Raw genomic sequence first — 11,581 nt, forward strand, 5'->3', positions numbered from 1 at the left:
AAGGAAGAGGGGATTGCAAATGGCGAAATTTCACGGTGAACAAGTTATTTCCGGTACGTTCGGAGAAGCGTGGTTGGACGGCGAGTATGTGGCCGAGGTCATGGGATTGGAAGCGAAGTTGGAAATCGAGAAGGAAGATGTGCCGTTATCCGGCAAATTCGCGACCGACAGCAAATTTATGGGGTACAAAGGGAGCGGGACGCTGCGCATGCATAAGGCGAATTCCCGCATGATCAAGCTGCTTGGAGACAAGCTGAAGCAAGGAATCAATCCGCGCTTTCAGATCGTTTCCAGCTTGGCGGATCCGTCGGCGGCCGGCGCCGAACGGGTGATTATTAAAGACGCCAGCTTCAACGATTTGTCGTTGATCAACTGGGAACTGAAGAAGAAAGGCGAAGTGGAAGCGCCGTTTACCTTTACGGACTGGACCGTCGCCGACGCGATCGAGCCTGCGAAGTAATTCGCGGGCTCTGTAGAAGGGAGCCGCGAAATTTGGGGGGACATTGGGGCTTATTCCGTTTTGTTCGGCTTCGTTCTCAAAAAACGCTTTTTTAGCCACTAGCGTTGCATCTGGAATTTGCTATCCGGACCGTAGGGCCGTTATTTCGCGTCTAAATCGCTTATTTGCTGTTTAGGCGGACATTGGTTCCGTTATTTGTTCGTCGAAGGGCTTATTTTTACTCTTTTGCCGAGAATAACGGATCGTATGTCCGCGAACTGTCCGAAATCGGGCTGTTTGTCACAATTAGCGTCTCATGTGTCCGCGAACTTGGGAGCAGGGCGGTTGAATGATGTGCTTGGCGTTGGCTGGACGAGAACCCCAAGTTCCTTTCCTTGCGGACTATGTCAATACAGAATATGTCCTAAATGTCCCTTAATTTTCGATTCAACCCTTTTGGAAAAGACTCAACTGGGGACTTCGTTATAAACCTTCACCGCATAACCAAAAAGCTGCGAAGGAATTGAACTTCATTTAAGGAGGACTGCTGCTTATGAGCAAAAACACGCTGGATCTTTTATTGAAAATGGACAAAACGAAAATTCAACGGCCGACGGAACAGGTCGAGCTGAAGCGGCTGAGCGACTTGCTTGGCGAGCCGGTCGTCTTCACATGCCAAGCGCTGACGATGGACGAGTTCGAGGAAATTCAAAATATTGCGATCTCTTTCGGCAAAAAAGGCGAGGTCGAAGATATCAGCACGAATAGCGTGCAAATTTTTACGCTGATTAAGGGCATCGTCGATCCGTCGCTCAAAGACGCGGCCTTGCTCGAAGCCTACGGCGCCGCGACGCCGAAACAGCTTATCGAAGAGTCCAAGCTGCTGCTGCCCGGCGAAGTGACGCAATTGTATAACGTTATTTCGTCGCTGTCCGGCTTCGGCGAAGATTCGGTGCAAACGTTAAAAAACGGATAAAGTCGGACGGCTATTGCGAGATGCTCTATTATTACTGGAGCCGCAAAGGCATCCGACCGAGCGAAATCCACAACATGCCCGCCGGGGAGCGGAGCCTGATCCGCGCTTTCTATGAGCTGGAACTGGAAGAGCGGGAGCGCCTCGCCAGAACGGGCAACGTATGGGCGACGCTGCCGGCGTTGTAAGGAGGTGAGAGGAATGGCGAAGAATAAAAATATCGCAGAGGCGATCAAGCAGTCCGCACAGCAAATGGAACAGCTGACGGAAGCGGTGAAACAAATGGCTAACATCAAACTGACGGTGACGGTGCAAAAAGAGCAGGCGGAAAAAGAACTGACCGATCTCGAAAAGAAAATTGAAGAATTGAAAGAACTCAAGATACAAATCAAAACCGATGTCAATAAAGCCATTGAACCGTTAAAGCCCGTTTTTCAAAAAACGTGGGACGGGTTGTTGAAGATGGCGCATACGGTCAAACAGGAAATGAAATTTGGGCCGGTGGGGCTTATGTTGAACACTTCGATATTTTTTCAAGAATACCCGAAAGTGAAAAAGGCCGTACATTGGCTTATTGCAACCCCTGTTCATTTAGCGTTAGAGGTGAAGGATCATATCACCCCTAAAATTTGGCAGATAAAATATATATTAAAGGGTATTCGCGAGAAGACGATCCCTATTGTAACAAAAGTGAGAGATACCGCATCGGCCGCCATCAAAAAAATTACCGCAAAAGTACAGATCATTCGCACGAAAGTCCAGCCTTTTGTCGACTCGTTTAAATCGATGTTTTCGGCCGTCAAGGGAATGGCGAAATTTCCGATTAAAGTTGCCGCCATATTGAAAGATATGGTCAGCCCGAAGCTGCAAAAAATTGCAGGCGTCATATCCGGTATTGGAAAAATGATGGGGAACGTCGGCGCCGCGGCCCTTAAATTCGGTTCCCAACTCGCCGGCGGCATCGGGTCCGCCTTGCAAAGCGGCATGAATCTGGAAAAACAAATGATGTCCATCGAACATTTCATAGGAGCGGGCGGCAAGGGGCTGAGCGGAGACCAGGCGAAAGCCGAATCCCAGCAATATGTCGCCATGCTGCGTTCCCATGCGAACGCGTCCCCGTTCGAGGCGGACGAGGTCATGAACGCCGGGGTGAATGCGCTCAAGGCGACGGGCGGAGATTCGAAGCAAGCCATGGAACTGGTGAAACTGGCGCAAAATATGGCCGCCGTCAACCCCGGCAAATCATTGGACGAAGCCGTCAAGACGCTGATCGATTTGAAAACGGGCAAGGGAAGCGGCGATGCGCTGAAGGAATTCGGATTCCATGCGCAGGACGGGACCGGGGGAGATTTATCCGGGATAAAGAACGATAAAGGCATGAGCTTGTCGGAAGCGTTCGCCGGAGGAACGGATAAATTCGCCAAGACCGGTAGCGGAATGATCAAAACGATCACCGGATCTTTTAAAGCGGGAGTCCAAGATATGGGACTGAAAATGCTGGAAGCGCTCAAGCCCGCGCTCGAAATGCTGATCCCGATCGTGGAGAAGCTTACCCCGCTGTTCGGCCAAATCGGCACGGCAATCGCGAACGGAATCGGGAAAGGCGTCGCCTTTTTACAAAATAATAAAGCTTCGATCGACGGTTTTGCCGGCACGTTTACGAACCTGTTCACGCTAATTAGCGGACAGGCTTCCCAATTTATCAATTGGCTTATGCCGCTGCTGCCGCCGATCGTGTCGTTTATTAGCGGCGTTGTGCAAAAAGCGGTGCAGTTCATTACGCCGCTGCTGCCGCCCATCATCAATCTGTTTCAAAGCGTGATCGGTTGGGTGGTCGAGAACATGCCCGTATTCCAGCAAGCGATCGGCGCCGTCTTCGATGCGCTCGGTCCGATCATTGCCAGGGTGGTCGATGTGTTTACGTTTCTCTGGAATATTTGGATGGAGGCATGGCCGACGATTCAAGATATTATCCAAACCGTATGGGGGATTCTTGAACCGGTGTTCGGGGCGATTTCCGACATCATCGAGATCATTATTGCCGTTGCCCAAAAGTTATGGGATGTGTTCAAGCCGATTGCCGAAGGACTGTGAATCGTATTGAAGCCGCTTGTCGAAGGGATAGGGAAAGTGGCCGGCTGGCTGGGAGAAGCGCTCGGTTGGGTCAAGGACCAGATCGTCGGGGATCAAGGCGGAGCGTCGGCGAATGGTCATGCAGCCGGTTTGCGCAGCGTTCCGTACGATAACTATCCCGCGCTGCTCCATAAGAATGAAGCCGTATTGACGGCGCAGGAAGCGAACCAGTACCGCAATGGGCGCGGTGGCGGGAATATTACGATCAACTTGAACCATCCCGTGGCCCGCGAAGAGGCGGATTTCAAGAAATGGGCGCTGCTGCTGCGCAATGAGCTGGAGGGCGCCGGATTCAATATGGCGTAGGAGGGAGAACATTGATTACATTCAAACTAAGCTTCAATAATGAAGCGGAAAGTTTATGGCTTCCCGTTCCGCCGCAATCTTTTGAGATCCAGACAGGGCTGAACAATACGACGGTAAATATCCATGAGTTGGGCGAAGCGGTGCTGATCGGCAAGCGGCGTTTGAAATCCGTCTCGTTAAGCAGCTATTTTCCGATTGCGGACGACGGTTTATACCAATATGCGGATTTTCCTCCTCCCGCCAAATGTATTGAAACGATCGAACGTTGGCGCGACAGCAAGCGGCCGATCCGCTTGAAAATTACAGGAGAGAGCGTCAAGTTCAACGAGGCGATGACGATCGAAAATTTCAACTATTCGCAGCGGAAGGGGCCGCAAGACGTCTATTTCACTCTGGATTTGCGCGAATACCGGTTTCTTCAAGCGAAAACCGTACCCGGAGCAGGCGGGCAAAGCCCGGTTTCCAAAGCCTCCTCCGCCCGTCCCGCCGATCGGACGCCGCCCAAGACGTATACGGTGCAAAGCGGCGATACGCTGATGAAAATTGCGCAAAAAGTATACGGCGACAGCGGGAAATGGAAAGCGCTCAAAGAGAACAACAACATTAAGGACGAACGGAAACTGCGTATCGGCGCCGTTTTGAACGTGTAGGGGGTGGGTCGACGTGAAATTGTTGCATATATCGCGCGGAGGAACTTCTACCGATATCACCGACCTGGCCGTCCGCTTCGTATGGAGCGGAGATGCGAGCGAAGTGGCGCGGAAACTGGAAGTGTCTCTTGTCTATTCGCCGCATGATCATTTTTTGCCGAAAGTGTTTATCGATTTGGGCGAAATGTTGATGCTGCTGGACGAGCAAGGGAAGGAATTATGGCGTGGATATGTTTTTACGAAGAACAGGACGCTTTCCGGTACGGAAATTTCCTATACCGCCTACGACGGATTAATCTATTTGAAAAAATCGAATATTGCGAAAAATTTCAAGCAGATTACGGCCGAAGCGATCGCGAAGCTGGTATGCGCGGAATTTCAATATCCTGTCGGGAAGCTGGCGGCAACGAATGTGAAACAAAGCTTTGTGCATGTCGGCAAGACGGCGTACGAGGCGATTATGGCCGCCTATACGGCCGCTTCGCGCCGGACCGGCAAAACCTACATGCCGCGGATGAGGGAAGGCAAGCTGGAAGTGATCGAAAAAGGAGCGACGGTAGCGAAGCGGATTTTAACTTCCGCGACCGATCTGGTGGAAGCCAATTTCGACGAGACGATCGACAATATGGTGAACAAAGTCGTCATCGTAGGCGACAAAGGCGAACCGGTCGGCAAGGCGGAGCATCAGGGATGGCGCGCAAAATACGGTCTGCTGCAGCAGGTGTATTCGATCGAGAAAAATAAGGATGCCAAGCAGGCGGCCGACGCGATGCTGCATGGCGTCGATCCGACCGCATCCGTCCAATTGATCGGGGGACCGGACGCATACGATCTGATCGCGGGCAACGCTGTAAGGATCGAAGAGGAAGTGACCGGGTTGACCGGTCTTTTTTATATCGATAACGACACGCATACGTTTGAGAACGGCCAGCATACGGTTAGTTTGAACTTGAACTACCGGAATACGATGGATGAATTCGAAGCGCAAGAAACGGGGGCGATTTAAGATGTCCGACATGTCTTGGCTCGTGGAGTTTATTCGGGAGCAAGGGAAGAAGTATAATCCCTTGCCTATGATGCTAGGTGAAGTTTCCGCCTTGCCTCCGTCGTTAAAGATCAAAGCCGCCGGGATCGAGCTTGAGCCCGACGATCTGCTGGCGGCGGCCGACCTGCTCGTCGTCGACGCGCTGCGAATCGGCGATACGGTGGCGGTCATGCCGATGCAAGGCGGACAAACGTTTATCGTGCTGTGTAAGGTGGTGAAGCCGAATGGATAATGTTTTTCCGTTTGTCGACGTGCCGCCCGGCATGCTCGAGCAAACGGCGCAGGAGCTTCCGTTGTATAAGGAGTACGCATGGGACTTTGCGCGTGACGATTTCAAGCTGCGGGACGGCAATTTGGTGCTGACGGAAGGTACCGAAGCTTTGAAAGTATGGATCTACAAGGCGCTGCGCACGGAGAGATACCGTTATCTCGCTTATAGTTGGGATTACGGCAGCGAGCTGGAACGCTTGATCGGCAGCGCCCCTTCGTCCGTTGCGCAGCAGAGCGAAGCGGAGCGGTACATTCGGGAGGCGCTTATGATGAGCCCGTATATTACGGGAGTGCGAATCGATCGCATACAAGCGGCCGGAGACCGCTTTGACATTGAAATGACGGTGGATACCGTTTATGGGGAGGTGGAGATCCGTGTTTGAGCAGCATACTTGGGAGAACGTATTGCAGTGGTTGCTGGCGCGTTTCAAACAGCCCGGCGTAGCGAAGCAGGAAGGCTCGTTCGTCTATGACGCGTGCTGTCGCCGGCGGCGATTGAGATCGCCCAGTCGTACGCGGATTTGGATCGCGTATTGGAGCTCGGGTTTGCCCAGACGAGCGCGGATGAATTTTTGGATTTGCGCGCCGCGGAATATGGGCTCACGCGCAAACCGCCGGTGGCGGCTGCGGGGGAAGTGATCGTCTATGGGGAAAAGGGAGCGGTTGTGCCGAAGGGTGCGCTGTTTGCAACGAGAAGCGGAACGCTGTTTCGCAGTGAGGAACAGTCTGTTGTAGCGGCAGACGGCAGAGCCGTTGTGCGTATCGTCGCCGTTGAGACAGGCACGGGGGGCAATGTGCTTGCGGGAATGATCGATTCGATCCTGGGCGATATGGCCGGAATTGAGCGAGTGACGAACGAGCAGCCGACACAGGGCGGCTACGACGGGGAGACGGACGGGTCGCTGCTGGAGCGCTTGCTGGCCAAAGTCCGCAAGCCCGCAACGAGCGGCAACGCCCACGAATACCGGCAATGGGCGCTGGAAGTGCCGGGCATCGCGGAAGCGAGAGTGTTTCCGCTGCGCCACGGCAACGGTACGGTAGAGGTCGTCCTGCTGGACGAAGAACGGAGAGCGCCCGCGGCGTCTTTGGTAAGCGAAGTCGCCGATTACATCGAGAAGATGCGCCCGATCGGCGCTTCCGTTACCGTCAAGGCGGCCGAAGAGGTGCCGATCGATGTGGAAGTCGAAGTTGTGCTGACGCAAGGCGCGAGTCTGGAGGCGGTGCGGGAAGCGATCGAGGAAGGGATGCGCGGTTACTTGAAGACATTGGCGTTTCTTGATCCGGTCGTCCGGTATACGCGGATCGCGAATTTGATTCTCGATACCCCGTCGGTTGTAGATTATCAAGGGCTTAGCGTTAATGGGCGGACTTCCGGCAATATCGATATTCCCGCCGACGGCGTCGCGGTGGTCGGGACGGTGACTTGCCATGAAGCTTGAGCTTAAAGTTGGCCGCGATTCGGGCCGGGACGATCTTGGCAGGCAGATGAGAAGTTATTTGCCTTACTTCTATGCGGGATCGCCGATTATGAACAACGTGCTGGATTGCGAAGCCGAAGAAATCGGGAAGCTGCAAGCTTCGATCGACGACACGCTCGCGCAAATGTTCGTCGATACGGCTACATGGGGGCTGAAGCTGTGGGAGCAGCTGTGCGATCTGCCTACCGATGGAGCCAAGCCGCTCGACCAACGCCGCTCGGTCATCAAATCGAAGCTGCGCGGCGTCGGCACGGTGACTGTCGAGTTGATTCAAAACGTTGCCGAAGCGTACGACGGCGGCAAAGTGGAAGTGAGCGAGCAGCCCGAGCAGTACCAATTCACGATCACCTTCGTCGACACGCGCGGCATCCCGGCGAATTTGGACGATTTGAAAGCGGCGATCGAAGAGATCAAGCCGGCGCATTTGGCGGTGAGGTATGAGTTTACTTATCTTACATGGGACGAACTGGATGCCGCCGATATTGTGTGGAATCATTTTGACGAACATCCAATGACCTGGAAGCAATTCGAAATTTGGAAACTTTGAAAGGAGTGACGGTGACATGCCAGACTTAACGCCAAGACTCGGTCTAAAAAAACCGCTCGGAAACGAAAACGTAACATTGGCTTCCTTTAATGAAAATTACGATATCCTCGATGCGGGGGTCGCGACCAAGTCCGACCTTGATTCGCATAATAACGCCGCTACCGCTCACGGCGCAACACCCGAAGCAACCGCCAATCGCATCGTGCAACGCAACGAGGCAGGCCAGTTCAAAGTGGGCGCGCCGACTGAAGCGAATCATGTGGCCCGCAAGCAAGAGATTGACGATACACTTAAGGCGGCACAAGATTACACCAACGAGAAAATGTCTGATGCCGGCAAGGTTAAATCCGTAAACGGCATGACCGGTGATGTTGTACTAACCGCCGAAAACATTGGCGCCGAAACCCCAGCAGGCGCCCAAGCCAAAGCGAACCAAGCGGAAGCAAACGCCAAGGCCGCGAGTCTGTCCCTGGCTACTGGCGGTGTAGTCCACGGCGATGTGATTGTTCGAGGCGTCAACCTTATATCGGAGATTCAAAATTTAAAGCAATCTGGCGTTGATGCGAAAAATAAAATCGCGGGTGCCATCAGCGCCAAGGGGGTTCCAGCATCCGCGAATGACGATTGGAGTACTTTATCCAATAAAATTGGGCAAATTGAAGATTTTGTAAGAAAAATGCGAACAGTTCCGGGCGCAATGGATAAATATCTCAATGTGCTAAAAAAAGAAAACGCTTTGGCTTACGGAAGATACGCGAGAATAGATGAGCATGGTAATGTGTACACACACATGAGTGAAGACTACAACAAATTTATCCGTATATACAATAAGGACTTGATATTTATTAAGGATATATCTCTTAGTAGTATATTACCCGAAAAATATCGCGATATAAACGATTTTGCAGTGTCGGGGGACGGAAAATGGCTGTACATCATCAGAAAATACGTGGATTCCAGCAATGATTATTATGATGTTTTCCTTAGTAAAGTCAGCGCTGATGGGGTCTTGGCGTGGACTAAAAAAATTGGTTATGATGATGAAAAACTTTACGAAGCAAGCGTTGCGACAAATCGGGATGGCAGTAAAACATTAGCCTGGCATCGGAAAGGTAATGAGATAGTTGACGCCGATGCTTTTAGATATGTTTTTTTTAATGCAAACGGCGATCGTTATGCCGAGTATGAGAGTAGAGCTTATGATTATGCACCGTATTATGACTACATCAGAGATCGCTTTCTGACTGTGAAATATTTGGGAAGACAAGATCAAACGATATCGCGCGCTTTTACGCTCGACGGAGCACTTATCTCCCACAATGAAGAGAGCGCCGAAAGAGACTACCATCTAAAGCCTGAAGGTCTTGCTTTACTCGTATTACGCTGTATTCCCTTGTTATTAAAAAAGTAGTCGCTATTTTTATGCCCTCGGAGCATGTCCGGGGGCCATCTTTTTTCACATGGGGGTAAAGAAAACATGAATTTTAAATTAATCGGCCAAGCTTTGGGAATTTATTCAGCGGAGCAGGCGACAACGGCCGGGGCGACCGGCATTTTCTCCGCTTTTTTAACTTACGCATACGGGGGGTGGAGCGAATTGCTAGGGTTCTTTCTTCTGGTTGTTGCACTGGATTACGTGACTGGATTGATCGCATCGTTGAAAGAGAAGAAAGGGCTCAACAGCGAGATCGGATTTTGGGGCTTGGCGAAGAAAGGTCTGATGCTGCTGATCATTTTGATCGGCCATCGGCTCGATGTACTTTTTGGCACCGACGTCATTATGACGGGTGCCATTTATTTTTATTTGGCGAATGAACTAATTTCGATTACGGAAAACTATGGCCGTCTCGGGCTCCCCCTGCCCGAACGTATAAAGGAATTAATAGCCATACTAAAACGAAAAGGGGAAGGTGATGTACGATGAAAATCGTCCTCGACGCCGGTCACGGGCCGGAAACGCCGGGCAAACGTGCGCCGGACGGCTCGCTTAGGGAGTATCAATTCAATGCCGCCGTCGCTCGATATACGTCGGAACTTCTCGCCCAATACGAAGGCGTGGAGACGATGTTCACGTTCGAAGACAGTCGCGACGTTCCGTTGAAAGAACGGACGAACAGCGCAAACGCATGGAAAGCGGATTTGTTCGTATCCATCCACGCCAACGCGTTCGGCTCCGGCGGATGGAACGACGCGCGCGGTATCGAAACGTACGTCTATACGACCAAGCCGGCCGCATCCGTTGCCTTGGCCAATGAAGTGCATCGGCAGCTCATCGCACAGACAGGGTTACATGACCGTGGCGTGAAAACCGCCAACTTCCATGTGCTCAGGGAATCCAACATGCCTGCCATTTTAGTGGAATGCGGGTTTATGACGAATCGGCAGGAAGCCGAATTGCTCAAATCAGACGCTTTTCGCCGGCACTGTGCGAATGCGATCGCAGATGGGATTGTTGCTCGATACTCGCTACAGAGAAAGTCCGGCACCAAGCCCGACACGAAACCGAGTCCAGACGCTGATTCCTCGATCAAGATTTATGTCAACGATCAACCGATCAGCGACGGTTATTTGATCGAATCCACCGTTTATGTCCCCGCAAGATCGATCGCGGAGGCACTGGGATACAACGTAGAATGGGATAACGCGACGAAAACGGTTCGCATTACGAAACAAAATTAGGCCACAACTTTAGAAAAGTCGAAATATGTCGCAAAAAATAAGAACACACGTTCTTATTTTTGTGTTATAATAAGAACATCCTCTCGGGAATATATTCCTTTTTTTCGTCGGGTTGCATATCTATCGATCTTGATCACGGCTTGTTCTCGCATTCCCCTCGCCACGATGCCGAGGGCAAGCCTGACTCGGTGACCGTATGCCCGGCAAATATTCCGTAAATGCGATATATACCTGATTTTTTACAAAGGAGTGATCGTATGCTTCAACCAGTGAATATCCCTAAGCTTCGCGAACTGGACCGGAAACGGACGAAAGCGGCCGTAGAAGATGCGCTGGAAAAATACCGTTTTTTCAAAACCGTCACCTTTGAAATAAGAGAAACGGCCGTAACGGCCTCGTATACCGAACGATTGCACGGGCGAACGAACGAAACGAGCGATAAAACCGCGGACGTTGCAGTTTACAATGTGGACGAGCCTGAGAGACGCAAGCAATATTGCGAACGCATTGAACGCATTATCGAACGGCTGCCGCATCGCGAGAAGCTGTTGATTCAAGAGATGGTCAAGCCCGATCGCGTCTATAATTATGTCGTCTACAACCAAATCTTCGATCCGCCGATTAGCGAATATACCTTCTATAAATTAAAGTGGGAAGCTTTTAAAAAGATTGCCTTCTCACTAAACATTCAGGTGTACCTGTAACATTTCGTACGTATAGGACGGTTACCTAGCGAACGTATCGAAAACACATAAGCATCTTGACGTTTACTTAAAAATAAACGGACAACCTTCTCTAAGAGCCAGCCCCGCCCCCGTAAGGCTCTGGAGGTTGTCTTTTTCATTTTTCGCACAAATTTACAGAATCAGGGCTCTGATCTCCGATGTGTGTATGAAATTTCGTATTAAAGCGGCTGATTCGACCCATGCGCTTGAGTTGAGTCCGTATAATTGTGTAAAATGCTAAGGCTTCAAAAATAAAGGGAGCCATAGTCAAAATCCTCGTTTAGAATGAGATTGTTGAGAAAACATTCTTTAGAGGGGATTTTGTTATGGCTCAAT

15 protein-coding genes are annotated in these 11,581 nt (G+C 51.3%); all 15 read left to right on the top strand.

From position 1 onward, the window contains the following. The first annotated feature begins 19 nt into the window (after positions 1-19). The 15 genes from LQ229_RS17630 to LQ229_RS17700 all read left to right on the top strand — a co-directional run bounded on the left by LQ229_RS17630 (position 20) and on the right by LQ229_RS17700 (position 11,224). A complete protein-coding gene (locus tag LQ229_RS17630) occupies positions 20-460 on the top strand; it encodes a phage tail tube protein (protein ID WP_216540078.1) in 441 nt (146 codons plus the stop codon). 532 nt (positions 461-992) lie between these two features. After that, positions 993-1,415, top strand: coding sequence for an XkdN-like protein (locus tag LQ229_RS17635; RefSeq protein ID WP_216540079.1), 423 nt, complete (start codon positions 993-995; stop codon positions 1,413-1,415). Between the two features lie 20 nt (positions 1,416-1,435). Continuing rightward, the gene (locus LQ229_RS17640) at positions 1,436-1,600 is read left to right on the top strand and encodes a hypothetical protein (protein WP_216540080.1); all 165 of its coding nucleotides are present in this window, start codon (positions 1,436-1,438) and stop codon (positions 1,598-1,600) included. 13 nt (positions 1,601-1,613) lie between these two features. Then, positions 1,614-3,506, top strand: a complete 1,893-nt coding sequence (locus tag LQ229_RS17645; RefSeq protein WP_230192401.1) for a hypothetical protein — start codon at positions 1,614-1,616, stop codon at positions 3,504-3,506. 6 nt (positions 3,507-3,512) lie between these two features. Further along, entirely contained in the window at positions 3,513-3,851 is a 339-nt protein-coding gene (locus LQ229_RS17650; RefSeq protein WP_230192402.1) for a hypothetical protein, read from the top strand. Positions 3,852-3,862: 11 nt separating this feature from the next. Then, positions 3,863-4,501: a LysM peptidoglycan-binding domain-containing protein gene (locus LQ229_RS17655; RefSeq protein ID WP_230192403.1), complete on the top strand. Its 639-nt coding sequence runs from the start codon at positions 3,863-3,865 to the stop codon at positions 4,499-4,501. A 13-nt stretch (positions 4,502-4,514) separates the two neighbouring features. After that, complete coding sequence (locus LQ229_RS17660) at positions 4,515-5,507, top strand: hypothetical protein (RefSeq protein WP_216540083.1); 993 nt, start codon at positions 4,515-4,517, stop codon at positions 5,505-5,507. 1 nt (position 5,508) lies between these two features. Beyond that, positions 5,509-5,778, top strand: a complete 270-nt coding sequence (locus tag LQ229_RS17665) for a DUF2577 family protein (RefSeq protein WP_216540084.1) — start codon at positions 5,509-5,511, stop codon at positions 5,776-5,778. After that, positions 5,771-6,199 carry a DUF2634 domain-containing protein gene (locus tag LQ229_RS17670; RefSeq protein ID WP_216540085.1) on the top strand — a complete coding sequence of 143 codons (429 nt, stop codon included), beginning with the start codon at positions 5,771-5,773 and terminating at the stop codon, positions 6,197-6,199. Before LQ229_RS17665 ends, LQ229_RS17670 begins: the two co-directional genes overlap by 8 nt. A gap of 93 nt (positions 6,200-6,292) precedes the next feature. After that, positions 6,293-7,255: a baseplate J/gp47 family protein gene (locus tag LQ229_RS17675; protein ID WP_230192404.1), complete on the top strand. Its 963-nt coding sequence runs from the start codon at positions 6,293-6,295 to the stop codon at positions 7,253-7,255. Further along, on the top strand, positions 7,245-7,841 hold the full coding sequence (locus tag LQ229_RS17680; protein WP_216540087.1) for a YmfQ family protein: 597 nt from the start codon (positions 7,245-7,247) through the stop codon (positions 7,839-7,841). Before LQ229_RS17675 ends, LQ229_RS17680 begins: the two co-directional genes overlap by 11 nt. Before the next feature lie 16 nt (positions 7,842-7,857). Continuing rightward, positions 7,858-9,252 carry a hypothetical protein gene (locus tag LQ229_RS17685; RefSeq protein WP_230192405.1) on the top strand — a complete coding sequence of 465 codons (1,395 nt, stop codon included), beginning with the start codon at positions 7,858-7,860 and terminating at the stop codon, positions 9,250-9,252. A 66-nt stretch (positions 9,253-9,318) separates the two neighbouring features. Further along, on the top strand, positions 9,319-9,765 hold the full coding sequence (locus LQ229_RS17690; RefSeq protein ID WP_230192406.1) for a phage holin family protein: 447 nt from the start codon (positions 9,319-9,321) through the stop codon (positions 9,763-9,765). After that, on the top strand, positions 9,762-10,520 hold the full coding sequence (locus LQ229_RS17695) for an N-acetylmuramoyl-L-alanine amidase (RefSeq protein ID WP_230192407.1): 759 nt from the start codon (positions 9,762-9,764) through the stop codon (positions 10,518-10,520). Before LQ229_RS17690 ends, LQ229_RS17695 begins: the two co-directional genes overlap by 4 nt. 257 nt (positions 10,521-10,777) lie before the next feature. After that, entirely contained in the window at positions 10,778-11,224 is a 447-nt protein-coding gene (locus LQ229_RS17700; RefSeq protein WP_230192408.1) for an ArpU family phage packaging/lysis transcriptional regulator, read from the top strand. Positions 11,225-11,581: the final 357 nt, after the last annotated feature.

Origin of the sequence: Paenibacillus sp. CECT 9249, assembly GCF_918697855.1 — a bacterium.
Lineage (GTDB): Bacteria > Bacillota > Bacilli > Paenibacillales > Paenibacillaceae > MSJ-34.